Source organism: Kitasatospora sp. NPDC085895 (genome assembly GCF_040702125.1).
GTDB lineage: Bacteria > Actinomycetota > Actinomycetes > Streptomycetales > Streptomycetaceae > Kitasatospora > Kitasatospora arboriphila.
Genome location: NZ_JBFBJY010000070.1, coordinates 20,866 through 46,037 on the forward strand (window position 1 = coordinate 20,866; position 25,172 = coordinate 46,037).

15 protein-coding genes and 2 pseudogenes are annotated in these 25,172 nt (G+C 71.2%); 13 read left to right on the forward strand and 4 right to left on the reverse strand.

Translation table 11 applies throughout. From position 1 onward, the window contains the following. Positions 1-426: 426 nt before the first annotated feature. The 4 genes and pseudogenes from AB0442_RS31960 to AB0442_RS31975 all read left to right on the forward strand — a co-directional run. Entirely contained in the window at positions 427-1,221 is a 795-nt protein-coding gene (locus AB0442_RS31960; RefSeq protein WP_366167105.1) for an IPT/TIG domain-containing protein, read from the forward strand. Positions 1,222-1,824: 603 nt separating this feature from the next. Next, positions 1,825-2,196, forward strand: coding sequence for a hypothetical protein (locus tag AB0442_RS31965; protein ID WP_366167106.1), 372 nt, complete (start codon positions 1,825-1,827; stop codon positions 2,194-2,196). 45 nt (positions 2,197-2,241) lie between these two features. Beyond that, on the forward strand, positions 2,242-3,018 hold the full coding sequence (locus tag AB0442_RS31970) for a hypothetical protein (RefSeq protein ID WP_366167107.1): 777 nt from the start codon (positions 2,242-2,244) through the stop codon (positions 3,016-3,018). Positions 3,019-4,736: 1,718 nt separating this feature from the next. Continuing rightward, positions 4,737-5,252, forward strand: a pseudogene (locus AB0442_RS31975) (TerD family protein); the annotation flags it as partial. 246 nt (positions 5,253-5,498) lie between these two features. On the opposite strand, the gene AB0442_RS31980 reads toward AB0442_RS31975, so the two are convergent. Together AB0442_RS31980 and AB0442_RS31985 are read right to left on the reverse strand one after the other, a co-directional pair. Next, positions 5,499-9,233 carry a hypothetical protein gene (locus tag AB0442_RS31980; protein ID WP_366167108.1) on the reverse strand — a complete coding sequence of 1,245 codons (3,735 nt, stop codon included), beginning with the start codon at positions 9,231-9,233 and terminating at the stop codon, positions 5,499-5,501. 229 nt (positions 9,234-9,462) lie between these two features. Next, positions 9,463-9,678, reverse strand: coding sequence for a hypothetical protein (locus AB0442_RS31985; protein ID WP_366167109.1), 216 nt, complete (start codon positions 9,676-9,678; stop codon positions 9,463-9,465). Positions 9,679-10,547: 869 nt separating this feature from the next. Here AB0442_RS31985 and AB0442_RS31990 point away from each other — a divergent pair. The 7 genes from AB0442_RS31990 to AB0442_RS32020 all read left to right on the forward strand — a co-directional run bounded on the left by AB0442_RS31990 (position 10,548) and on the right by AB0442_RS32020 (position 18,636). Beyond that, complete coding sequence (locus AB0442_RS31990) at positions 10,548-12,071, forward strand: helix-turn-helix domain-containing protein (RefSeq protein WP_366167110.1); 1,524 nt, start codon at positions 10,548-10,550, stop codon at positions 12,069-12,071. A gap of 203 nt (positions 12,072-12,274) precedes the next feature. Further along, positions 12,275-13,003, forward strand: a complete 729-nt coding sequence (locus AB0442_RS31995; protein ID WP_366167111.1) for a DUF429 domain-containing protein — start codon at positions 12,275-12,277, stop codon at positions 13,001-13,003. A gap of 318 nt (positions 13,004-13,321) precedes the next feature. Beyond that, positions 13,322-13,732 (forward strand): STAS domain-containing protein, encoded by a 411-nt coding sequence (locus AB0442_RS32000; protein WP_366167112.1) that lies wholly within the window; start codon positions 13,322-13,324, stop codon positions 13,730-13,732. A gap of 41 nt (positions 13,733-13,773) precedes the next feature. Next, a complete protein-coding gene (locus tag AB0442_RS32005; RefSeq protein ID WP_366167113.1) occupies positions 13,774-14,025 on the forward strand; it encodes a hypothetical protein in 252 nt (83 codons plus the stop codon). Then, the gene (locus AB0442_RS32010; RefSeq protein WP_366167114.1) at positions 14,013-14,168 is read left to right on the forward strand and encodes a hypothetical protein; all 156 of its coding nucleotides are present in this window, start codon (positions 14,013-14,015) and stop codon (positions 14,166-14,168) included. Before AB0442_RS32005 ends, AB0442_RS32010 begins: the two co-directional genes overlap by 13 nt. Before the next feature lie 417 nt (positions 14,169-14,585). After that, positions 14,586-15,656, forward strand: coding sequence for a hypothetical protein (locus AB0442_RS32015; RefSeq protein WP_366167115.1), 1,071 nt, complete (start codon positions 14,586-14,588; stop codon positions 15,654-15,656). 2,782 nt (positions 15,657-18,438) lie between these two features. After that, entirely contained in the window at positions 18,439-18,636 is a 198-nt protein-coding gene (locus AB0442_RS32020) for a terminal protein Tpg-like protein (RefSeq protein WP_366167116.1), read from the forward strand. Between the two features lie 206 nt (positions 18,637-18,842). Here the strand turns inward: AB0442_RS32020 and AB0442_RS32025 are convergent, their stop codons facing one another. After that, positions 18,843-19,082: a hypothetical protein gene (locus AB0442_RS32025; RefSeq protein ID WP_366167117.1), complete on the reverse strand. Its 240-nt coding sequence runs from the start codon at positions 19,080-19,082 to the stop codon at positions 18,843-18,845. Positions 19,083-19,118: 36 nt separating this feature from the next. Here AB0442_RS32025 and AB0442_RS32030 point away from each other — a divergent pair. Continuing rightward, positions 19,119-19,982 (forward strand): annotated as a pseudogene (locus tag AB0442_RS32030) (replicative DNA helicase); the annotation flags it as partial. Between the two features lie 200 nt (positions 19,983-20,182). Continuing rightward, positions 20,183-20,728: a helix-turn-helix domain-containing protein gene (locus AB0442_RS32035; protein WP_366167118.1), complete on the forward strand. Its 546-nt coding sequence runs from the start codon at positions 20,183-20,185 to the stop codon at positions 20,726-20,728. A 1,400-nt stretch (positions 20,729-22,128) separates the two neighbouring features. Here the strand turns inward: AB0442_RS32035 and AB0442_RS32040 are convergent. After that, entirely contained in the window at positions 22,129-22,473 is a 345-nt protein-coding gene (locus AB0442_RS32040) for a hypothetical protein (RefSeq protein ID WP_366167119.1), read from the reverse strand. Positions 22,474-25,172: the final 2,699 nt, after the last annotated feature.

The following is a 25,172-nucleotide window of genomic DNA, read 5'->3' on the forward strand; positions in this document are numbered from 1 at the left end:
TATCCACCGGGTGGCGTAATGCGACCATCCGGTCAGGTGGGCTGCCCACCCCCTGCGGAAGTGACAGCCCTGCTGAGGCTGTGGTTCTTCAGCCTTCGGGCGTCGCCACGGGTGCCCTGTGGTGGTAGTAGGCAGATTAATCTCCGGAATCCCTGAGCTGGTGCCGTGTCCTTGCTCGGGACCGGTGGATGTGACGGCACAACAGCGGCCAGGAAAACGCCATACGAGCCGGACGCCCCCTATCCGGACACCTCCGCCGCCGGCTCTCTCCTCACGAAGTCAGCGTCACCGGCAGCCCCGCGTCCCACGTGGCTCCGGGACCACGCGGTCCCTCTCCGACGGCCTACGCCCTATCGGGCTGCCCGCGTTACGTCTTCCTCCCAGTCCCACTCATTCGAGCAGTACCCCCAGAGAAGGAGACACATCATGGCAACCATCACTTCCCTCAGCGTCAACCAGGGCAAGGCTGGGGACTCCCTGACCATCAACGGCACCGGTTTCGGCACCTCTGCCGTGACGGTGAACTTCGGTTCCAAGGCGGTCGCCGCCACCGGTGCCACCACCACCGTCACCACCACGGTCCCCAGCGGGTGCGCCGGTCAGACCAACGTCAGCGTGACCGTGGGAACCTCCACCAGCAACAGCAAGCCGTTCTTCTACATCGCCACCCCGATGTGCTCGGCTGTGGTCGCGAACGCCGGGCCGCTCACTCCGCCGGCCGTCAACCTCACCGGCACCGGCTTCGCGACCGCGACCGCGGTCACCTTCGGCGTCGCCGGCGCCGGCACGATCAACAGCAGGACGGGGGACACCCTGCTGAACGCGACCCCTCCCACCAACACGACGGGCTTCACCACCACCACGCAGTCGGTGGACGTCACCGTCACCAGCCCCGGCGGCACCAGCATCCCCGCCGGAGCCGCCTCCCAGTTCACCTACTACAACCTCCCGACGGTTACCGGGGTATCCCCCACCGACGGATCGGCCGGCCAGTCGGGCGTCACCGTCAGCGGCACCGACCTCGTCGACGTCAGCGACGTCATCTTCACTGACACGGTCACCGCCGCCGTGTTCCACGCCACCGACATCACCGGCCTCAGCGCCATGGAGGTTCAGGTCACCACGCCCACCGGCCTCGTCACCGCCTCGAGCTACGACATCACGGTCACCACACCGGGCGGCACCAGCACGACGAGCGCCACCTTCGGGCCCGTGACCTGATCATCTCCAGGCCGCCGATCCGGGCTGACAACGGGGTCGTCGCACCCTGACAGTGATGCCGGCAGATGCTGTGCCCTGGCTCAGGCCAAGGCACAGCAGTTCGTTGCTGGGGACCCGCCGAAAGACGACCCGTTGGCGGGAAGTCCGGCTCATCCACGCCAGACGCTGGGACCGTCGGCGCGGCCACGCTTCAGCACAACCGACACCTTGGTCCAGTCCGGCCGTAACCACTTGACCGGCGCGGCATCGCAATAGTGCCCCCGCCGCGCTCGGCCGCGGGCCGGGTACCCGCAGGCCGACGTCCCCCCGCCGCGCCCCGCCCCGCCGCGTCCTGCCGCGGGCCGGGATCACGGTGCGGTGAACGCCGGCATGTTCTTCCTCCTCGCCCCGGACGACTCCTGCGCCCAGGGCGACCTGGCAGGACCGCCTGCGGTCGGTGGCCGACCACCGGTTCTACGCCGACGATGCGGCCGACACGGGGGACGTACCCCCGACCGGGCCCCGACCGCGCCGCCGCCCCGCGGCCTCTTCCACCAACCGGCCTCCGCCTCCCGCCCACCGACAGCGATTTCGGCGGGGTCGTGCCGCTCACCCACGACGGCAGTGGCCCGCCCTACCCTGCCCGACACGCCCGCCCGCGCTCCCGCCACCGACCTCACCGACCTCACCGACCTCACAGACCTCACGGACCTCACGGACCTCACGGACCTCACGGACCTCACGGACCTCACGGACCTCACGGACCTCACCGACCTCGCCGAGCAGCGAACACAGCGGCTGCGCCACGAGAACAGCGATCAGATGACCGACGACGACATCCCCGCCCTCCGCCCCACGGCCGCCCGGCTCGCCGCGAACGCGCCGCCCGCCGACGAGAACACCCGCCGCCGGCCCCACCGACCAGCACCCAGATCGCGCCGCCGCTGGGCCCGGGTGCTCCCTGGCAGGACGGCGACCCGCCCTGACATACGGTGAAGGGGGCCAGGGGGAACTCCCGGGCCGGGGGAAGGGGATGAGTTCGTGCTGGAGACCGAGCTGCGCCCGGGGACGACGCGTGACGCCGTACCCGGGCCGGGGGAAGCCGGCCGCACCGAAGCCGGGGTGCTGCCGACGGCGGTGGGGCAGATGCTCGCCCTGATCGGATGGGTCGGCGGAGGCAGGCAGTTGACCACGACGGGGCAGCTCCTGCGCGCGGACGCGCGGGAACTCGTCGATCTGCTGGAAACCGGCGGCAACGAGACGGAAAGCCGCTCCGCCGCGCCCCTGCGCGGTGTGCAGGTGCTGCTGGCGTGGGCCCACATCGCCGACCTGGTCGCGACCGACGGCCCACGGCTGCGCCCCGGACCCGCAGCCGGTCGCCTGCGGGAGGACCCCGCAGCGCTCCAGGATGCGCTGTTCGCGGCCGTGTCACGATTCGAGGACTCCCGCTGCGGCTGGCAGTCCGTCCGCCTCCACCTCGAAGACCCGGCGGACTTCAGCGCGGGCCTTCCCGCCCTGTGGCGGCGCCTCGATGCCGGGCCGCTCACCGAGGACGAAGCCGCCCGGACGGTCTGGGACGAACTGACGGCCCGCCACCAGCTCGAGGAACGCCAGCCCGCGGGCCTGACCTCCTGGAAGGTCGTGGTGGCCCGGGACGTCGCCAGGGCCCTTGGCCTCTACGAGGCCGTGGGCGCGGTCCGGATCGAGGACGACCGCATCGCCCTGACCGGCTACGGCCGCAGCCGCGGGCTGCCCGGGATCCGCGACGCCGCCGCCGGCCCGCACGAGCCCGGCGCGGCGTTCATCCACTGGCCATAGGCCCACCCGGCCCACCCACCACCCGGCCGGCCCACCCACCCGGCCGGCCCACCCACCCGGCCGGCCCACCCACCCGGCCGGCCCGGCCGGGCCACGGTCCAGGCGGCAGATGGGCAGCGTCGACGATGAGGGACCAGGAATTGACAGCAGGGCCGTGTCCTGTCGGCGGTGTATCGGCGCCGCACGTACAGCCGACCGATGCCAAAGGCAGACGATGACGAGAGCGGCGCCGCCGGTGACACCGTCCCTGGGCAGCAGGTCGATCCGGTCACCAAAACACCCCACCGGGCTGCTCCACCGAACACCCCCAGATCAAGTACCGGTCACGGCAGGGACCTCCGTAGCGCGACGCAGCAATCCACTGCTGCCCCGACCGGGGCAGGCCCGGATTGGGGGGCCGCGGAGCGTGGGACACGCAGGAGATGACGAGCTCCCCAACCGGGAACCCGCGCCTTCGGCCGCCTGCCCGCACCGCTGCGCCCACCCCCGGGCCGGCCCCTGCACCCGCCGCGGTGAAAGCGGCCGGCCCGTCCTCGGCCGTAACCTGCCGCCGGGTCCGGAGCACGGAGCACCTGCTCCCGGGCAGCCACACGGTGGCCACCACGGTGAACCGCAGGCCGGCCCCGCGGCGGGCAGCAGCACCCTCAGCCGCGCAGCTGCGCCAGGCGCAGCTGCAGGCCGAACGCGCCCAGCAGGACGCTGCCCGTGACGCCTCGATCGCCTTCCTGCACCAGCTGCGCCTGCAGACCACCAGCGTTCATCTGGAGACCTTTCCGCCTCTCCAGCCGCCTGCGGTCCCCGTCCCGCCCGAGCTGACCCTGCAGTGGGCACGGTCCCAGGCCCGCGCCTTCCACCTGCGTGATGTGTCGCGGCTGGCCCACGCACGCCGCGCCGAGGCCCGCGTGCACGCCGACACGCAGGCCCCCGCCTACCTGGCCGCCGAACAGCAGCGCCTCCACGGCGTGCACCAGCACCTGCAGCACGAGGCGCAGGCGTGGTGGAACGCCCTGATCACCAACGATCCCGCCACGGTCTGCGACATGGTCAACCACGCGTTCTCCGACAACCCCGCCGCTGGCTGTGCCGTCGGTGTCGACGGCGCGGTGATGTCCGTGGTGATCCGCCAGCAAGACATCGACAGCCTGCCCCACCAGACACCCGCACTCACCCCCACGGGCCGCCCCACCCTCAAGGCACTGTCCCAGCGCGACCGCATGCTGTGGTGGCTGACTTCCCTCGGCTCGAACATCATCGCCACCCTCAAGGAAGGCTTCGCCGTCGCCCCGGCGATCGACGCCATCGACCTCGCCGTCCTCACCCGCCTGCCCGGCACCCACCGCCTGGGCATCGCCGCCTACGGCCGATGGACCCGCCAGGCCATCGCCACCACCCCCTGGACCCGGCCCGAAGACGCCCTCCGCTTCACCGGCATCGCCGACGAAGTCGCCTGCGCCGTGACCACCACACCGTCCGGCCACCTGTCCACGACCCTCAAGCCCCTCGACATCAGCCGCGTCCCCGCCCTGCGCGACCTGGTGGCCAACGTCGACGACGACCCCAACACCACGCTGACCGGGCTCGACATCGACCTCACCACCCCGGCCAGCACCGCCCCCGACCGCCCCGACCCGTACGCCGTCGTCCCCTTCGAGCAGTGGCACCACGCCACCACCACGGTCGCACCCGCGCCCGCCCCGGTGCCCGCCGCCGTTCCCCCGATGCCCACCGCGCCCCCGGCAGCCGCTCCGGCCACCACCCAGGGCACCGAAACCCAAACGCTGCACCTGGTCGCCGGACAGAACACCCCCCTCCCCACCCACGCCGTCCAGGACCTCCTCATCAGCTTCACCACCGCCGGCACACCAGCCGACCTCACCCTGCTGCTCACCGGACCGGACGGGAAGGTCGCGTCCGACGACGACTTCGTCTTCTACAACCAGCCCCAGGCCGCCGGCGGCGCCTGCCGGCTCCTGCCCGAGCAGGCAGCAGACGGCTGCAGAACGGGGCAGGCCGCCGTTGCTCTGGCCCGCCTGCCGGAGCAGACCCGACGGGTCGTCATCTCGGTCAAGATGGATGTCGAGAGCGGTGCGGCCTGCGACGAACTCGTCGACCCGGTGCTGACCGTCGAGGCCGGCAACGAGACCTGGACCTTTGAACCGCAGCGGGACCCGGCGATTAAGGCGATGATCGTTGCCGAGCTCTACCGCCACCCCCATGCCGGCGGCGAGGTGTGGAAACTCCGTGCCGTCGGCCAGGGCTGGGCCGACGGTCTCGCAGGCCTCGCCCGCGATCACGGGGGTGTCCGTCGACTGACCGTCTCTCATCGCGGGCCGGATCCTGCAGAGCCCGGCAGGATACTGCCTGCCAGGGCGGCCGGCGGTACACAGTCGCCGCCTCGACTGGGGGTGTCCAGCCGCCGGGCGCCGCTGCCTCGCAACCGCATGGCCGCGTCCCGAAGCGCTTCGGTGCGGCATGCCCGGTCAGGTGCGGATGGTGCGGTTTCGGGGTTGGCGGCGGTAGTGGGCGATGTCGTTGTGGAAGGCGATGACGAGGTCGCCGGTGTCGGTGATGGCGAGGGCGTTGGGGTTCTCGACCGGGATGGTGGCGGTGGCTGTCTGGGTGGTGAGGTCCCAGATGTGCACGGTGTTGTCGGTGTCGGCGGTGACGGCGACGGGGCGGCCGTCGAGGACGGTGCACGCCAGGGTGCGGACGGTGCCGGTGGTGGTGAGGGGTTCGCCGATTGGTTGGCGGGTGCTCAGGTCCCAGATGCGGACGGTGTTGTCGTCGCTGCCGGTGACGGCGACGGGTCGGTCGTCGAGGACCGTGCAGGCCACCGCGAATACGGTGTTGTCGTGGGTGGTGAGCGAGGTGCCCCAGGGGTGGCCGCCGTTCAGGTGCCAGATCCGGATGCTGCCGTCCTCGGTGGTGGTGACGGCGATCGGCGAGCCGTACCGGGTGGTGCACGCCAGGTCGAGTACCCAGCCGGTGGTGGGGATGGGCCTGCCGATGGGCTGGCCGCTTGTCAGGTCCCACATGCGGAGGGTGTAGTCGTAACTGCCGGTGACGGCGACGGGCTGGCCGCCGATGACCGTGCAGGCCACGGCGGAGACACGGTCGGTGTGGCCGGTGAGGGGTTCGCCGACGGGCCGGCCGGTGTCCAGGTCCCAGACGTGCGCGGTGGTGTCCCAGCTGTTGGTGACGGCGATCGGCCGGCCGTTCAGCACGGTGCACGCCACGGCGGGCTCGGTGCCGGTGTGGGCGGTGATCGTGGGTCCGGCGGGCTGGCCGGTGTCCAGGTCCCACACCCGGAGCGTGCCGTCCCCGCCGCCGGTGACGGCGACGGACCGGCCGTTCAGCATCGTGCATGCCGCCGTGGACACGGGCCGGGTGTGGTCGGTGCCGGTGCCGGTGCCCGGGTGGGCGGGGCCGACGGCACTGCCGGTGGCCCAGTGCGGTGCCCAATCGCCGGGCGGGATGCGGCGGCTGAGTTCGCGGTGGAGGCGGTGGGCGCCGGCGCGGGCGGCGTCGAGAGCGAGGATCTGCCGGCGCGTGGAGGGGGTGGCGTTGTCGTGGAGGTGGAGACGGGCCCGGTAGACGGCGGCGTTCAGGCGGGCGGTGTCGTTGCGGGCGTGGTCCAGGCAGGGGGCCAGGCCGCTGGGGGAGGCATGGACGAGGTAGTCGGCGTCGGTGAGAAACTGGTCGAGGAGTCCGGCGCGGGTGGCATGGTGGGCCAGGCGGGCCAGGGTGTAGGGCAGGGCGCGGGACCAGTCCCGGGTGTCGTCGGCCCGTCGGAGGACATCGTCAGTGAGGATGCGGGTGAAAGCAGCGCAGACGGCACTGGCGTCGTCGTGGTGCCGGGCGTCTGTGGTGCCGGTGCCGGTGCCGGTGCCGGTGCCGGTGGCGGATGGCAGGAGGGCCGGGCGCGGTCGCGGCGCGGGGAGGGCCGGGCTGGGTGGCGGCGCGGGGAAAAGGGCCGGGTACAGCAGGCGGGGGATGACGAGGTAGTGCCCGGGGCGGGTGAGCGCGGCGATCAGACTGCGGACGGCGGCGGTGTTGTCCGAGCCCACCCCGGTGGGAATGGTCGTGGCTGCGGCGCTGCCCTCTGCGAGGGCGGACCAGGCGGAGAACAGATCACGTATGCCGGTGGGGTAGCTGATGGAATACCACCCCGATCCGGCGTCCGCGGCACTGGCGGCAGGCGCTGTCGGGAGGGCCCGGTGCAGGTCGGGCGGCGGGAGGTCCGGACGCGGGTCGGGGAAGGCGTGCTGGTGCCCGCCGTTAGCGGCGAGCGGGCCGGGGCCGGCGGTTGAGTGTGGGGTGTGCCCCGCGCCCAGCGCCCGGCCGGTGGACGTGCCGCCGCTCTCGCGTGTGTCCAGCTGAGTGGCGATCCACCGGCGGACCATGGCGTCGAAGCCGCCGGATGGCCGTCTCCAGCCGCCAGCTCCGGTGCCGATGGGGCGCGGCGGCATTGTTTCCGAGCCGGAATATACCGTTTCGTTCAGGTATGGGGTGTCGTGGGGTGCGAGGGTCTGGCTGCCGGGCTCTTCGAGCCGGCGCTGGGGCATGCCGGGGACGTTGTCCGGGAGCGGCTTCGGCCCGACGTCCGGCCCGGCTCCGATCGCCGGCCCGACCTCCACACCGCCGTCGCCCGCCGGAGTGGTCTTGATGGCATGGGCGGTACTCAGCCGCTGTTCGAGGTCGTGGTTGAGGGCCAGGGCGTAGCGCATCTCCTTGCCGTACTCGCCGATCTCCTCTTTCAAATCGGCGACGATCGCCAGCTGTGCGGCCAGAGAGCCGCGCGCGCTGACCAGGTCTGCCTGGGCGTGGGCGAGGGCGCCCCGGCAGTCGGCGAGCGCGCGGTTGAGCACCTCCTCACGCGCGGCGCCGGCCCGGGCCTGTGCCTCCAGCCGGGCTCGCAGCGCAGCCTCCCGTTGCAGGGATTCCTGGAGCTGCAGACCAGTACGTTCGGCGGCCGTCCGGGCCGCCCGGGCTTCCTTGCCCGCCAGGCGCTCCGACTCCCGCAGCCCGGCCGCCTCCCGGCGCAGCCGGGAGTTCTCCGCCGTGAGCCTCTCCGCAGTGGAGCCGTCGCGTCGCGCCTGCGCTTCGCTCCGGGCCAGGCGGCCTCTGAGCTCCTGTTCGGCTTCGATAGTGCTGGCGAGTGAGCTTTGGGCGGTGTTGAGGGCTTTATGTGTGTTGTCGTGTTCGGCGTGCAGTGCGGTGAGTTCTGCGCGCAGTGCGGTGGTTCCGGTGGCGAGGTATCGGCACAGGGTGCGTGCGGCCTCGGTTGCTGTTCGTGCGTCGTGCAGCCGGTGTTCGAGGGTCTCGACGAGCCGCTTGAGCTGGACGAGGTCGTTGCGCAGGTTCTCCTGGCTCGTGGCGAGTGAGCTTTGGGCGGTGTTGAGGGCTTTATGTGTGTTGTCGTGTTCGGCGTGCAGTGCGGTGAGTTCTGCGCGCAGTGCGGTGGTTCCGGTGGCGAGGTATCGGCACAGGGTGCGTGCGGCCTCGGTTGCTGTTCGTGCGTCGTGCAGCCGGTGTTCGAGGGTCTCGACGAGCCGCTTGAGCTGGACGAGGTCGTCGCGTCGGCTCTCCTGGCTGGCGGTGAGTTCTGCGCGCAGTGTGGTGGCTCCGGTGGCGAGGTATCGACACAGGGTGCGTGCGGCCTCGCCCGCGGCTCGTGCCTCGCGCAGCCGATGCTCGACGGGCCGGACGAGCTGCTCCACCTCTTCGGAGTCCTCCAACGCATAGAGCTCGTAAAGCACGGGCTTGTTGAACTTCAGCGCGTCGCTGTACAGGCTCAGTACCTCAGCCCGGACGGCGGGCTCCACCCGCTTCGTCTGGGCAATCCGCGAGGACTCGGCTGCCTGGGACTGCTCGGACAGGGTGCCGGCAGCGGCTTTGGGCGCAGGTTCCAGGGTCAGCAGGGCGAGCACGATGTCCCGGCTCGGGGGAAGCTGCTCTGCGTTGACCCACTTGGAGATGCTCGTCGCGCTGGTGCCCTCAGTGCGCAGGTGCTGCTCGATGTCCTTGTAGGTGATGTCCGCCTCCCGCAGGGGGTGGATCACCCTCTCGCGCAGAGCCTCGGCGAACGCGACATTCGCCCAATGCCCACGCTGCCTGCCCGGAAGCGTCTCCAGCTCATGCGCCGGGGGCAGCGTCGGCAGCTTCTTGAGCGGCGGCCCCGGCTTCCTCGGCTTCTCGACCTCGCCCACGTCCACCGCCCCACTCTCTGACCTCTTACAGCCGCCCCCGACCGCCGATCTGACTTACCATCATCTTCCAGCCGGCACTGTGAGCCAAGCGGGTGCCGCCCACAGCCGGTGACCTACCGTGCATCCGTGACACGGCGGGCAAGTGGTGCGTTACGGCCCTGCCGGCCCGGCGCAGTACCGGGCCGGCAGGGCCTTGCGAGGCGCGCCGGTGCTGCGCACAGCACCGGTGCCGATTTCAGTGGTGCTGGCACCACCACACGACCGCGGTCACCGCGGCGGCCCCGAGCCCGGAGCCGACCGCCCGGGCCGCGCTAAACGCGGCCGTGCGGGTCAGACGCTGCAGCGTCCGGCGCCGCTGCGCGGCGGCGCCGGCATCCCCGGTGTCCTGCGCGCTCTCCTCCGCAGCCGCGGGCACCGGCTGAGGGCGGGTGGCCTTGTCGACCATGATCACTCCTGGACTCCTGCATGGCGGCACCCTGCCGCCGAGACCAATGGGACCAAGGCAGGCACCCGTTGCGGCAGAGTGAATAACGTTGACCACCAGGGGAAATAACAGGGTCCTGACCAGCGGATATCCGCACCCGGCACCCCTGTCGGCACCCGGTTCGAACCGGGTTCTGAACAATCCCCGATGACGCCCTGCCCTGCCGTCATCAGCCTCCGGCCAGGACGTCCACGACGGTCGGCGCATGTCGTTGGCGTGCCCTGCCGCCGCAGCGTCCGGGACCACCGGGCCGGCCTCCTTGTGTGGGGAGCTTCCCGGCTCGGCAGCGGCGTGCCCGGTGGCAGGCGAGCGATCTCGTCTGCTCATCTGCAGCCGCTGGTCTGCCGGGCCGGTGACGTCGCGTGCGAGGAATCCTCCGGCCGCACCGACTGGAAGGCCGGGGGCCGGGACGGGCCGGTCATCGGGTGCGGCCTGCCCGCCGGCGGCGTCGCGGCGTGGTGCGGTCGGTGTGGGGGCGTTCCCACCAGGCGTGCCACCAGGCCAGGCGGTCGGCGGAGTTCTGCGGGAAGACCAGGTGGAGGGGTGGCGGCGGTCGCGGCGAGAATCGCGGCGCCCTGGACCCACCAGGGCGCCTGGGCGAGGACGGGGATGAGCGCGAGGAGCGCCGGGTACACCGACGACAGCGCCCTGGCAGGTCTGCGGGCCATGGAGGTTCCCCCTTCAGGATGTGCGGTTGGTCCCTCCACGCTGGAGTGCTTGCTGATCTTGCGGAAGCGGGAAGAGCCTGTTCCCGCGAGATGGCAACACCAGAGCCGGCCCAGGTGGGAGGATCGCGGCCACAGGCCTGGGGGACTGGTGCGAGGGGCGGGGCGGGGATGGCCGCGGAGGACGGCGCCCGGCGCTACGGGCGGGCGATGAACGAGGCCTTCAAGGCATGCGCCGCGGCGACCGGCGTCACACAGAAGCAGCTCGCCACCGAGGTCCACTCCTCCGAGGCCGGGGTGTCCCGCTACCTCAACGGGCTGCGCATTGCCCCGGCGGACTTCCTCGACAGCTTCTTCCGCTTCCTCGAGACCCATGGCTGCGGCCTCGACGACGACGCCCGCCGCGAGCTCCACGACCTGCGCCGCGAGGCCTTGCGCACCAGCACCGCGGACGCGAACCGCATCGCCTACCTGGAGGAGCTCACCTGCGGTCTGCAGGTGCGGATCGACGAGCTGCTGCAGATGCTGCAGGACGAGCGGGACCAGCATGCGCACCGGCTCCAGCAGGGCTCCGAGGAAGCGGACCGCCTTCTTCGCCTGCTGGCCGACGCCACCGGCGAACGCGACCTGCTGGAGCGGCGCGTGGAGGAGCTGCGGCGTGCCGCCCAGGACACGGACCTCCTCGCCCGGCAGCTCGCCGAAGCCGGCGAGGAGCGCCTGCGCCTGGAGGCCGGCCTGGGGGAGAAGGAACGGCAACTCCAGCACGCCACCGACTACATCCGCACGATCGAGGCGGACTGGGAGCGCGTCAGCGCACAGGCCACGGCCCTGGCCCGGGAACTGCAGGTGGTCCGCGCGCAGGTCGAGCACCTGATGAACCCGGCAGCGCCGGACACCGCACAGGCGGTGCCCGCCCTCGTCGCCCCCGGACCACAAGAGCGCACCTCACAGCCCGCTCCCGCACCGGGAAGCACCCCAGGCAGCGCGCCGGCACCACTTCGGACCGTGCCGGCTGGCCGGGCCGCAACGCGCCTGCCTCTTGCACCGCCGCCCCCTGTACGGCCCGGCGCCGGGTCTTCGCTGGGCCGCACGCGCGCGCTCCTGCTGGTCATCGGTCTGTTCCTGCTCGGGCTCGGCATCACGTTCGCGGTGGTCCAGCACCAGGACGCCGTCGCCGACCTTCGCGCCCCCACCTGCGCCGCCGCGGACGCCGACGGCGACGACTGCGTCACCGTCGAGGACGCGCGCGTGCAGGACAGGACCGGCGCCAGGGACGAGAGCGCCGTCTATCAGCTCACCGTCGTCAGGGCCTCCGGCAGGCTCGCCGCCTACGCCGTCGACAAGAGCGTCTACGACAACGCGCTACAGGGCACCACGGTCGGCCTCAAAGTGTGGAAGGGCCGGGTGGTGGAGATCCGCGCGGGAGGCAGCAGTACCCGCTTCGATCCGATCCGCTGGACCACCCTGTGGTCGCTGCTGCTCGTCTGGGGCGGCGCCGTGAGCCTGGCCTGCGCGCGTCTGCTCTCGCGTGTCAGCAGGACCAGGACGGTCATCCTTGCCGCGGCGTTCCTCGTATGGACCGAGTCCCTGGGCGAGGTGGCCGTGGACGCCGCGTCGGGGTGGAGCGCCGTGCTCGCGACGGCGTTCTGGCTGATCGCCCTGGCCCTCACCATGTGGGCCTGCATGACCTGGTGACCCAACCGCAGCGAAACGCCGGCAGCCGCGGCCTCGTCCCGGCTCCCCGCCCGTTCCCGATCCGGGAACACCGCCGTATTCACACACCGAGCCGGGATGAAAGGTTCGGATACGGGCACCGGGCGTCGTCCAGCGCCTGTCATTGCTCCTGAGGTGCCGCATTCGGCCTGTCCGGGGGTCGGCTGTTCGGCCATGATGCGGGGATGAGAACTGTGGGGGTGGACCTGGCGGCGGGTCCCGCGACGACGGCCGCGTGCGTGATCGAGTGGACCGGCGAACGTGCCGTGCTCTCCGCGCCTCGCCTGAAGTGCACCGACGAGGACCTGCTGGGCCTGCTCCTCGATCTCGATGCGGAGGACCGGGCGGGTGTCGACTGCCCGTTCGGCTGGCCGGCGGAGTTCGTCCGCGCGATGGCCGCGCACGGCGGCCACCAGCCGTGGCCCGGGCGCGGCCAAGGCAGCGCGGAGTACCGGGCGAGGCTCCGGCTGCGCGAGACGGACCTGCTGGTGTGGGAGGCGCTCAGGCCGGGACAGCCGCCGCTGTCGGTGTCGTTCGACAAGCTCGGCGCCGCAGCCGCCCGCTGGGCGCACCTGGCCGACGAGCTCGCCGCCCGGGACCGGCCGGTGGACCGCACCGGCGCGACGGGCATCGTCGAGGTCTACCCCCGGGCGGCCCGCATCCGCTGGGGCCTGGGCGCGCGCCGATCGGTCGCCGAGCTGCTCGCCGCCGCGCCCTGGCTGCACGGCGATGACGCCGTGCTCGCCGTCTACGACGGGAACGAACACGCCTTCGACGCGCTGATCGCGGCCCTGGCCGCCCGCGCTGCGCAGCGCGGCATGACCGCGCTGCCCGAACCCGGCCAGCAGGAAGCCGCCGCCCTCGAGGGATGGATCCACCTACCTGACGCCAACAGCCTCCCCGCCCTCTTGTAGGCCGAGGCCCGGCGGACCAGATGTTCCCTGCCCGGGACGCCGACGCGTCCAGGACAACCAGGCCGACATTCTCGCCGCAGGTCGGATGCCGACGCCCTGCGACCGGCCCCAAGGCGGGTCCGTGTCGCCAATAAACACCGGTCCCGGCCGCCTGCGACGGCCGGGGCTTTTCCATTTCCACCTTTCCTGTGAATTTCCGGCCCGGTAATCCGGCAAGGACCCGCTACCGGGCAGGCAGTACTCGCCGGGTGGCGTGGCCAGGTCAGGGGGACGCTGGACAGAAGCGGGACGTCCCGACCCCGACGGGAGGTGGATGCGGTGCTTGCCAGTGGTGACTCCTCGACGCCCGGGCCCGCCGAGCTCGGTGAGCGCGCCATCGCCGAGGGCGCGCTCACGCTGCGCCTGGCGGCCGCCGGCTCGGCCACGGTGCTGCTGATGGCCGGTGTCCTCGATGCGCGCTGCGCCGTGGAGCTGCCGGAGGTGCTGTTGTCGGCGGCCCGAGGCTGCCCAGGCGGCCTGGCGCTGGACCTGCGGGGGGTGGGGGAGTGCGATGAGGTGGGGGTGGCGGCGTTGGGGCGGGCGTGCGAGCACGCCCGCCGGGCGGGGAATCCGGTCGGTCTGGCGGCCGCGACCGCGGACCTGGACCGGCTGATGGTCCTCACCGACGCCCTGCACCTGGTCGCCGACCACTTCGACATCGGGCACGACCCGCAGAATCCGCCCGGCTGAGTGGCCGGGCGGGCACGTCGATGCACGGTGATGATGACCGGATGGGCGAGAGGGAAGAGTCGATCCCCGAGGCGGCGCCGGCCGGGCTCTCCGAGCTGCAGCACCTCGCGGAGCGGGCCGTGCAGGCCTGGCAGGACGGCGACCTGCAGACCGCGTACGACGCGGCGACCGCCGCCATGCCTGCCGCCGCGGGTGCGGCCGCCGCGCTGAACGTGCTCCTGGAACTCGAGCAGGCCCGGGCCGAGGACGACCAGGACGGGCCGGGTGGGCCTGCCGGCCAGTGGCTCGGCTGACCCAAGACGCGCCATACGGCCTGGAGCGTGCCCCGTTCCTGGAACCGCGCATCGAGGACGCTCTGCCCGCGGTGCCCGGCGCCCGCCGCCGGCTCGGCGAAGGCCACCCCGCCGACACCGACCTGCCGGACAACCAGGTCTGATCCGACCAGCTGCCGTCCTGGAGAGCCTGCCGGGCCGGTGCCCCGGTGGGTCGTACGGTCAACGGTGCGGGTCGTGCTGTCGCCCGCCCATCGGCCCGGCCGCTCCCTCCTTTTGGCGGCTGGGCCGTCCCGCGTCCGCGAGCGGGTCCTCGGGCCTGTCGCCCCGGCTGCGCAGGACGCCCGGGCCGCTTGCGCACCGGTCTGCGCACCCCGGCCGGGCCGGGTGCGCATGTGCGCATCCCGTTCCGTGTGCATGCGCGGCCGTCTCCGGGCCGGGTGCGCGTGCGCGCCGGGCTGCTGTGCGCACGCGCATGGGGTGGTTGCACATGCGCAGCGGGCCGGTGGGCGGCGTGCGCACGAGTGGCCCGTCGGGCCGGGGCGGGGTGCTGTCCGGGGCACCGGCTACGCTCCCCGGTCATGGACGAGGGTTTCGACGCGCGGGGCATCAAGGCTGCGGCTGGAATCGACGCGCGAGGGATCAAGGCTGCGTCCGCGGGGCCGGTCTGCCCGGAGTGCGGGACGGGGCTGCGCGCGTCTGGTCCGGGTCGGCGGCCGGTGTACTGCTCGCGGTCGTGTTCGTCGAAGGCCTACCGGCGCCGGCGCGCCGAGGGGCAGCAGAGGGCGGTGGCGGACGCCCTGATTGCCTCGCGCGTCGAAACCCCGGACGGGGCCGGCGCCGGTGCCCAGGAGCTGCTCGACGTCGCCGCTGGCGTGCAGCGCGCGGCGGCCCGCTTCCTGCAGAACCTGGAGACCTCCCGCCAGGGCGAGGCGGACCCGCGCGGGACCGAGGCCCTCGACCTCCTGGAGCGCAGCGCCACCGCTGCCGTCCAGCGGCTGCTGCGCACCGCCCACGCGCTGCGCTACGAGATGCTGGTCGCCCGCCGCCAGGCCGAGGCCGCTGCCGCGCACGGGCCCACCACGGGCGCGGGCCAATCCACCGGGCAAGCCACCGTCGGGGCCGGGCCGGCTGGCGAAGTGGATTCGTCGCGCGTCGGATCAAGCCCCAGTGGGCCGGCGCTCAATACGACGCGCGACGAATCCAGCGACCGCGCGGCCGACGCCACTTCGGCAACCCCACACCTTGTTTCCCCGCGCGTCGCAACCCCGGCGGCGCCGGCACCGGTGCAGCGCCGCCCGCTGCACCACCGCACCGCCGTCGGCAGAGCGCCGCTGCGCCTGGCCCTCGATGCGGAGCGCACGTCGCTGTCCCCGCTCGGCCGGGGCCTGGGTGATCCGACCGGGACATGGAGCGCCGCGGAAGGGGCGCTGCTCGTCGACGGCTGGGAGAGGGACCCGTCGGTGTTCGCGGTCCGCCGGCCCGACGGCGGGCCGGCCGTCGGGTGGGTGGCGATGGTCGGCGACTGGTGGGGGACGTGCATCGACGGCCGCCTGGTCATCGACGCGGCGGATGGCGAGCCCTGGCTGTCCCGGGACGTGCTCGACGCTGTCGCCCTGCTGCAGATGGCCCTCGAGCAGAACCTTGCCTGAGCCGGGCCGGTGCCCAGGGCATTGTCGGCCTTTTCCTGGCGGCAAGCCCGCCAGGGGTGGTGTAGGCAGGGGTGGAAGAGGCACGGCTCCCCGGCGGGCAATGGCGTGCAGCCGGGGAGCCGACCGTGATCCTCCCACGTCCCCTCAGCCAGCTTGTCCCCGGGCGGCTCTCCCCGCCCGACGGCGTGCGGCAGGACGGGGCGGGGCAGCGCTCCGATGCCCGCCCCAGCGCCGTCCTGAGCGGCCGTCAAGGTACAGACCAGGCACGGCGGCAGTTGAAATACTCTCTATGACTCCCCGGAGTCGTCCCCGGATGCTGCCCCGGGGGCTTCTATGCACAAGGTCCAGGCAACGGGCAGTCCGGCTTGCGGACCGCGCCCACAACGACGCCCTGCACCCCGCTACACCTGCCACGGCCCGCTCGGCGGCGCCCAGGACACGGACGGCGAGCTGGAACGGAAAGCCGCCCCGGACGACCTGGAATGCCCGGCCTGCGAGCACCAGCGCCACCCCCCGTGACGGCTGGCCCATCCCACTCGACCTTCCACCCCTCCCGCGCCCTCAAGAAGGCCGCCCAGCACGGCCTGCCCACCGGTGACCCCTGGTGGGCGGTTCGCCTGCTCCATGCCACGCGCCGGGACAAGTACGACCGCGAGAATGGTCGGGTGCCCTGAGGTAGTGCGGTGTGGCTGAAGGCGCTCCCGTATGCCTCTGTACGCTACGGAGATCGACTAGGACCGGCGTGGATACGAACACATCGCCTATCCAGCACTCATACTTTTAGCGTGACAGATACCGATGGACAGGCCTGGAAGATTTTCAGGGACGCAGTTGCGATTATTGCTGCGCTTTCCGGTATTGGGTTTGGAATTTATCAATGCCAGGCTCCAAATCAAAGCTCGGAAAAAACTAGCTCGTCAAAGCCATCGCCCAGCAACTCTTCCTCTCAGTCGCCATCGCCACCTGTGGTATCGCCCTCACCATCGTCCTCCCCGACGAGTCCTCCCGAAGGGGCAAGTACACCTCCTCCCGGAGGAACAGAAACCTCAATCGCGTCTGTTTCTCACGCATCTTGGGGAGTGGACTGCCGCCTAAGTAGAGAGGATGGGACTCCAATTATTTACGAAAACGTACATGTAAAAAATAAAGACCCTCTTAACGAGCACACCTACCAAACTGTCGTAGTGGTTGGAACCGATACCGATCACTACGCCAGCGACACTATCTACGTGGACAATGTGAAGCCGCTGGAAACCGGCAAGAACTCCACAGTAGACTCTAACCCTTCGACGTCTGTGACCAACGTCCCCGACGGGCCCGTCCCATGCAAAATCACGGAGATCACAGATTATGATACTGGTGCCGTAGTCGAGGCATGATCTTCCTGTCGGGATCAGCTGGCCCTCATGGGGTGGCGGTAGCCACCTCCGGCAAGTTGCAACCAGCCAGTGCATCGGTAATGAAAGCGTTGGCTTCATGCTGCGTTAGACGATACGAGTAGCCAGGGGCTGTCCATTCAGCCATCAGCTCTTGCCACGTGGCACCCCTGTTATTATATTTGTCGCAGATATCATTGGACTCGACAAGGATGAACTGGTCATCCCAGCTGGCTGCGGACGCCACGTCACGTCGTACTGTCGAAAGAAATTCATCCTCGGTCGTAAGCGAGGAAGGTGGAGATGCTATTGGGGTTGACTGCGGCGCGCTTTGCGTTGTTGTAGCAGTGATTGTTGTCGTTGCCTGCTCCGTTACGGTCTCAGTTGCTTGAGCAGTAACTGTTGTTGATTGGGCGATGATAGAATTGGAGGCCTTTCCGCTTCCGCCTCCGCTACAGGAAGCCAAGCCGAGCGCTAAAACCCCAGCAGTAGCCAATGCGGCCAGCCTGGCGGTATTCTTTGCCATTACTACCCCAGAGGATTATGGGATAACTTTCTAATCCCATCTTCTTCTAGCTCACCACGGCTTACCTCATGGCGCATCTCCACAGCGCATGGTTACTTATGGTAGCGGCGTTGAGTAGTGCGGCATCCGGTTCACTTGCGCGGACCTATTAGCCTTTTTTGAAATCAACTTGCCAGGCTCCAGGGACCTGATCGTCGCCAAGTACCGCAACGGCCCCACCGCCACCATCACCGTCGCCTTCCAGGGGCACTACAGCTGTTTCGTCGACATGACCCGCGAAGAAGAAGTCGGCCGGCGCTTCGAGAACGACGACGCCTACGAGCCCGACTTCACCCCGTCGGCGCCGCCACCCCGCAGCCCACCGAGTGCCCCGGTTGGAGCCCCACCTCCAACCTGGCCTCCGACCTCGCACTGTAAAAGACCCGGGAACGGCCCTGAGAGCCCCTCAGGGCGACTGAAGGCCCCGACCGCGCAAGGCCGGACGAGGCGTGATCGCCCCACAGAAGGCGATCTAGAGCCTCGCCCTGGGCGGTGTAGGGCTCAGATTCCGTGTCCTAATCTCAGGCTCGATGGCCAAGTGATGGCAGACGGGACGCGGGTTTGAGACGGGTAGATCAGGGGTGTGACGTCTCAGTTTCGTGTCCTGATCCCAAGCCGACCGGGGGCCTCGCAACGCACGGTGCAGCGCTGGCTGAAGGGCGCTGCTGCACCGAAGCCGGCCGCGAGCGGGCAGATCGAGCGGCGGGTCCGCGCCGGGTGGCAGCCGCGGGTGAAGCAGCGGGTCCGCCGCCAGGCCGAGACTGCCGGGTTCATGCTGCATGTGCAGGGCCGGTTCGGGTTCTCGTCCGCCGGCGGGTCGACGGATGATCCGCGGAAGCGGTTGATCACGCAGCAGATGCCCGGCGAGGTGGCCCGCCGCCTGTACGAGGCCCGCGACGCCGGAGCATCGGAGGCCGCGCAGCAGCGGATCCTCGCCGACGCACTCGGCGAGCAGTACTTCCAGGACCGTGGCCGCCGCGCCGCTGGCCTGTCGGTCGAGCTGACCGACCTCGGCTGGGTCGACATCGAGGCCCTCTGACCGGCCGGGGCTGCTACGTGTCGCCGAAAAGTGCAGTCCCGGCCGCTTGTATCGGCCGGGACCACCTTTTTGCTGCGCGCGGACCGTGAATTACAGGGTCCGATATTAGAAAGGGCTCGGAATGCCACCGGCTTGTGATCGATAGCGAACACTCCGTCAGTGCGGCCAGGGCTGAGGCGACTGCCCGCCTGGACCGCCGGCCCTGCTCAGGTCTCCCGGAAGCGGATCAGCGGAGGGTGTTCCACGGCGTCCGGATCGGATCTGGGGTCGTAGGCGGCCAGGTCGGCAGTCCGTACCCACTCGGCGATCCGCAGCCACTCCCGGTGGTCCGCCTCACAGGTGAGCACCGACTCGTCGGCGTTCGGGTCCTCCAGCGCCAGGCCCCGGACATGGTGCAGCCGATCCAGCGCCTTGCCCGCCGCCCGGTCGATCTCGGCCGGTGTCATCCCGTCCGCGTCCCGGCACACCAGCGCCCGGTGGAACCGGTCCGCGACGACGTCGAGGCGTTCTTCGACGGCCTGGACGCCGCCAAGACCCGCAAGACCCTGGCCGGGCTTTCCACCGGCTTCGCCGACCTGGACCAGCTCACCAGCGGCCTGCTGCCCCGCCAGCTCGTCGTGATCGGCGCCCGGCCGGGCGTCGGCAAGTCCACGCTCGCTCTGGACTTCGCACGGGCCTGCGCCCTCCACCAGCAGAAGCCGGCCGCGTTCTTCTCCCTGGAGATGGGCCGCGCGGAGATCGTGCAGCGGCTGTTCTCCGCGGAGGCGAAGGTCGCGCTGCATCACATCAAGGCCGGCACGGTCACCGACGACGACGTCCAGCGCCTCGCCCGCCGGACCCCCGAGGTCATGGACGCGCCGCTGGTGCTCGACGACTCCCAGGAACTCACCCTGATGGAGATCCGCTCCCGGGCCCGGCGCATCGCCCAGCAGCACGGCGGCCTCGGCCTGGTCGTCGTCGACTACCTCCAGCTGATGCAGTCCGGCGGCACCTGGCGCTTTGAGAACCGCCAGCAGGAGATCAGCGACATCTCCCGCAACCTCAAACTCATGGCCAAGGAACTGGAGTGCCCGGTCGTGGCGCTCTCCCAGCTCAACCGCGGCCCCGAGCATCGCACCGACAAACGCCCCATGGTCTCCGACCTGCGCGAGTCCGGAGCGATCGAGCAGGACGCTGACATCATCATCCTGCTCCACCGCGAGGACATGCACGAGAGGGAGAGCGCCCGCGCCGGCGAGATCGAACTCAACGTCGCCAAGCACCGCGGCGGACCGCAGGCCATGATCACCGCCGCGTTCCAGGGCCACTACAGCCGCATCGTCGACATGACCCGCGATATGGACTGACCGCCGCCACCCCACGCTGACGGCCCGCCCGTACCCCACCGGAGCCGGGCAGGCCGGCTGCCCGGGAACGGCTTGCCCGACCGGTCGCCCGGCTTGCCCAGGGCTTGCCCGCCCGGTTGGCAAGCCGGGCCGGTTGGACAAGCCGGGCCGGGCGCCCGCCCATGATCTGTCATACCGCCATGAATCGGGAGAGATTACGCATGGGAGAGATTGATGAGGGCCTGGAGCGCGCGATGCGCACCCGGCCGATTCCGCAGTCCGTGCCTGCCCGGGTGCGGTTCCTGGTGAAGGCTGCGAAGGGCTCGACGGCTGCTGTCGCGCAGCAGCTCAACGTCTCGCAGCGCACCGTCCAGCGCTGGCTCAAGGGCGCCGCGTCCCCGAAGCCGGCCGCCGCGCAGGCGATCGCCGACGCGGTCCGGGCTGGCTGGCAGCCGCGGGTGCGGCAGCGGGTGCGCCGGGCCGCCGAACGCGACGGCTTCGTGCTGAGCGCCAGCGCGCAGTTCGGGTTCGCTTCCGCGGCCGGTTCCACTGACGATCCCCGGCTGCGCCTGATCACGCAGCACCTGCCGGGCGACGTCGCCGCCGCCCTGTTCGCCGCCCGGGACGCCGGCGCGTCCGAGGACGACCAGGCCGCCATCCTCGCCGCCGGGCTGCAGGAGCACTACTTCCGCGACGGCGGGCGCCGCGCCTCCGGCCTGGCGGTGGAGTTCACCGGGATCCAGTGGGCCGACTTCGGCGTCCTGTGACCGCGCGTCTGGCCCGGCCGGATCGTTTCGGCGCCCCGCGGGCTGCATCCCGGGGTGGGCGGATCTGATCGGCTGGAATGGCCTACGCAGGTCAGGATCGGTTTTCCGATCGGCCCGTGATCGGCGGCCGATCGGTCCCGCAGCCGATCACAGGCCGATCCGCGGCCGATCGCCAGCCGATCCCAGGCCGATCGGCCACCGATCCGGGGAGGCCCCAGGCTCCTGTGGGACCGCCACGTGCGCGCACCGCGCGCGCACGTGAGGAGCCCCGGTTTCGGCGACGGTCCATGACGGTGGCGGCGCGGCCGTCCGTCCCCGCTCGTGGGACGCCGGGCCGGTTGGTTGCCCCCGGAGTTGCGCCCGGAGTTGCCTGCGGAATGGTCTGCGGAGTTGCCCGGCGAGTTGCCTGCGGAGTTGCCCACGGAGTTGCCTGCGAACGGCGCCGTGCGGTGCCTGGTCAAGGGGTCTGACCTGCGGGACAAGGGGCGGGACAAGGGGGCGCAGGGACGCCGACTACTTCCCTGGGACACCCCTCGGCGGTTGGTCACGGCAGTACCGGCCCGCTGCGCCCGGCCGTCTCGTATGCCGGAATCCGAGGTAGGCCCCAGGGTGGGACCGACGGTAGGGCCCGCCGTTGGCCCGACGGTTGGCCGCCCGGTAGGAGTCGTGGTAGGGGCATGCCTTTGGGTAACCTGCCCGTTTTCCCAGGTCAGACCAGGTGGGCAAGCCGGTTGGTGTCGAGGACACCTCTTCCCACGCGATAGCCGTGGAGAGGTCTGGATGAAACCCGGGGCGCGGCACGACCGTCCTGGCCGAACCGCCCCGCGGGTCGTGCCGACCGCACGGAAGCCCTGTACGGCCGCCTAACGTCCCGTCAGCCGCTCGCTGGTCTCCCAGTGTCCCGAAGCGCTGCACGGCCGCCACAGCCCCGGTGAGCCCCCGGGTCGTGCCGATCCCTGTCCTCCCGCCCGTGGGTGGGTGGGGCTCGCCCTGCTGCGCCGGGCTGTGGGCCGATCACCAACCACAACTCTCAACCGGCCGGGCCCGACGCGGTCGGGGTCCCAGACGCTCGCGCGCGTCGCTCGCGCGCGACCCGCCGCCCGGCGCCGCGGACAGGGTCGGACGGGCCGTTGGCCCGACGGGCGGACCGACCGTTGGCCGCGCGGTCGGATCCTGGGTCGCACGCTAGTAGGACCGCCACCGCAGCCACCCGACCCGCTTGCGCAGGCCGGCCCGGGTGGGCAAGCCGCCCGGCGCCGAGAACACCTCTTCCCACGCGATAGCCGTGGAGAGGTCCGGCAAGTCGGGGGCGGCGTCGCGCCCGGGCCCTCTCGCGTGCGCGCGTGGGCGCCCCTACGCGTTGGCCCCGCCGCGGACGCGTATTTCATCGCGAAATTTTGCTAACGGGGCCGGTTGCGAATTTCGGTGCCGACGGGAGCCGCGGGCCCGTCCGGCCGTCCTCGCTCGAACATCCGGTGGGGCCGGAAGAGACCGTCCGGTCCGGCCGGCACCCCGATCGTCGGCCGCCGGGGAGCTACGGCAGGTCGGGGTGCTGCATGCCGGGGGGGCGGGGTCTCGGTGACGATCTCGTACATGCCCGGGCCGACCTTGCGGAACCAGCCGCCCACAGCCTTGGCGAGCCGGGCCCGCTGGACGTCCAGGCGGTCCATCGCGACCCCGGGCAGGATCTCCACGTACTCGCGGACCAAGGCGATCTCCTCCGGCGTCAGGTCGGACTCGGGCACGGCACAGCCTCCACAGGTCGATGAGCTTTCAATCAAAATAGCCCAAATGGGACATTCCTGCTAAAAGGCTATCCGCCTGTGACCCGCTCCAAGGCCGTCAAGGCGAGCGCAGACCCGCCATCACGGCGGGACGCCGGGGCCGTCAAGGTACCCCTGCCCAGGGCCCGGGAGACCTTGACGGCGCAGGTCACGTACACGCCCGTCTGCACCCAGTCGTCCTCCCGGCTACCGGGGCCGGCTGCGCCTGGGCGGCAGCCGGCCGGATGGCACTGCACCGCCCGTTCCGGCCGGCTCGGCGCCACCGGCGGCCCGCTCGTACAGCCGCTCGCTTGGGCGCCCGTTTGGATGCGCGTCTGGGCGCTCGCTTGGGTGCCCGTTTGGCGTCCGTCCCGGAGCCGGGCCCTGGTGTATCAGTGCAGCTCAGCTGGCCGATCCGGCGAACTCACCGGTCCGACTTACCTTCCGGGGCGCTCTCCTGACGATGGACAGGGTGGGCGCGGCGGTCGGCTTTTGGTCGGACGCTGCGCTGCGCCTTTTCTTCCTGCGTCCGGCTGGGGCCGGCCGCGCGGTCGGGCTGGGGACGGGAGCGGGGTGAGCGGGGCCGTCAAGGTTGGCGACCGACCGCCATCAAGGTTGGATCCGGGGCCGTCAAGGTATCCGCCGATCACCCGGCGGATACCTTGACGGTGCAGGTCACGGCCGGTGCGCGCCCGAGTGCGCACCGGCCGTGCACCCGCCGGTCAGAGGGCAAAGTTCTTCTCCAGCCACGCCCGGTACGCCTGCCACATCTCGATGCCGAGCCGCGCGCAGCGGACCTTGAGAGCCGGCTTGATCTCCTGGGCACGTAGGCGCCCATCTGCACCCAGTCGCCCTCCCTCACCACCGGGGCCGGCTGCGCCCGGGGCGGCAGGCTCGGCGGCGGCGTGGGCGGTCTGGTCGTATCAGGTTCCTCGTCTGCTTTCTCATGCGGTTTTGTATCTGGTTTCGACTAGAGAAAAAACACCCAAAGTCGATCGGAGGAAACCGCGCAGTGCAATCCCGATTAGTTCACCCGGCTCGATGTCGACTTACCTCTGAGCGCCCTCTGCCCTGCCGATGGAATGGTGGTGTGGGGTGGGGATCGGGTATGCACGTCAGCCGACCGGGAATCGAGGCCGCGCGGTGCAGCTCCTGATGTCACTCCCGATGCAGCTCCCGATGCTGCTCCTGATGTCGGCACCCCCGATCGGCCCGATAGGGGGCATCAGTGCAGCTCAGGCCGCCACCCAAGGTGGCTGGAAATTCTGACATCCCTCTCTCCTGCCCCTTCTGCTTCTCCTGCTGGTGGGCGGCACGGCGTACGGACGGGTCGCCAGGCCTGCGGCGCCCATCAGCCGGCCCGCCGGGGCGGACCGACAGGCCGGCCGCCCGGCGCCCCTGGCCGGGCGCCCCTGGCCGGGCGGCCTGGCTGCGGTGCTGACTGCGGTGCCGCATGCGGGCCTGACAAGGGTGCTGCACCCGGTGCTGACTGCGGTCACCCAAACCCTCGGCGGCCCGGCCAAAGCCACAGGTCAGAGCACCCGTCAAGGCCTGCTGAGCCCCCGACAACCCCTTCTGTCTGTCCCTCTCCCCTTGGCTGGCTTGGTGTGGTGGTGCGGTTTGGGTGACGGTCCGGACGGCAGGGGTTCCCACCCTGCCGGGAGCTGGTGGTGTGGTGAGCGCCCGGCGGTGCCGGCCGCGCTGCCGGACGCCGCCCAGGCCCCGCGGCACTCCCATCCCCGTGCCCGACTGCGCACCCCACTGCATGCCCCACTGGGTGCCCGACTGCGTACCCGACTACGTGCCCCGACCATCCATGCTGGCCCGGACGTTCCACCAGCTCAGAGCGCCGATCAAGGCGGCTGGCAGCCATGACAACCCCCTCTGCGCGCCCTCTCGCGGAAGACATGGTCCGGGAACAGGTGGATGCGGGTTGGGTGTGGGGTGGGTTGGGGTGGTGGTGTGGGGTGTGGGTGGGGAAGGGCGGGCGGGCGCGCATCGGTGGTTCCGGCTCGCGCTGCGCTGGCCTTCTTGAGGCGGCGCCCGGCCGGTGGCCGGGCGCGGGGGTGGGGCCGGCCTGGAGGCGGCATCCGGCATGCTGGGACAGCAGGCCGGATGCCAGCCATCCTCATTTAATGGGGCGATCGGGTGACGTATAAGGAATGGAATTCGGCCTGGCGGCCGGATGGGCAGGTGGCTTGTGGCGGGATCGGCTGACGGGGGGTTTCTGATACCGCCCGGCCCTGGTTTGGATGGGGTCGGGCGGTGGGTTTTCTGGCCGGATGGGGAGGGGTGCTGCGGCGGGATCGCCTGACGGGCCGAGTTTGATACACACCCGGAGGGGTGGCCCGGGTCGAGCCCGGCGGAGCGGCCATGCCGGGGGCAGGCCGCACGGTGATCGACCGGCCCGGCGTCCCCCGATCCATCCCCCGACGGACGGTCAGCCCGACCGCCCCGGGCCACCCCTCCCCCTAGCCAGCCCTACCCTACATCAGCCAACAGCTCAGCTCACACCTGTGATCAGGGCTCAGCCACCCGGGCCGCCGGAGCGAAGCGGAGCGGCCCCGGGAGGGGAGCGAAGCGGACCGACCAGGCCCGGCGCAGCCGGGCCGGCCTGACCGAAGGTCAGGCAGATCGGGAGAGGGTGGTGTTGGGTAAGAGTGTATGGTTGTTCGGGTAGA

Bases quoted from the DNA above. Each gene is read 5' to 3' on its own strand.
- AB0442_RS31960 (WP_366167105.1), top strand. From the start codon at position 427: ATGGCAACCATCACTTCCCTCAGCGTCAACCAGGGCAAGGCTGGGGAC.
- AB0442_RS31990 (WP_366167110.1), top strand. From the start codon at position 10,548: ATGGCCGCGGAGGACGGCGCCCGGCGCTACGGGCGGGCGATGAACGAG.
- AB0442_RS31995 (WP_366167111.1), top strand. From the start codon at position 12,275: ATGAGAACTGTGGGGGTGGACCTGGCGGCGGGTCCCGCGACGACGGCC.
- AB0442_RS32005 (WP_366167113.1), top strand. From the start codon at position 13,774: ATGGGCGAGAGGGAAGAGTCGATCCCCGAGGCGGCGCCGGCCGGGCTC.
- AB0442_RS32015 (WP_366167115.1), top strand. From the start codon at position 14,586: ATGGACGAGGGTTTCGACGCGCGGGGCATCAAGGCTGCGGCTGGAATC.
- AB0442_RS32025 (WP_366167117.1), bottom strand. From the start codon at position 19,082: ATGACACCGGCCGAGATCGACCGGGCGGCGGGCAAGGCGCTGGATCGG.
- AB0442_RS32035 (WP_366167118.1), top strand. From the start codon at position 20,183: ATGGGAGAGATTGATGAGGGCCTGGAGCGCGCGATGCGCACCCGGCCG.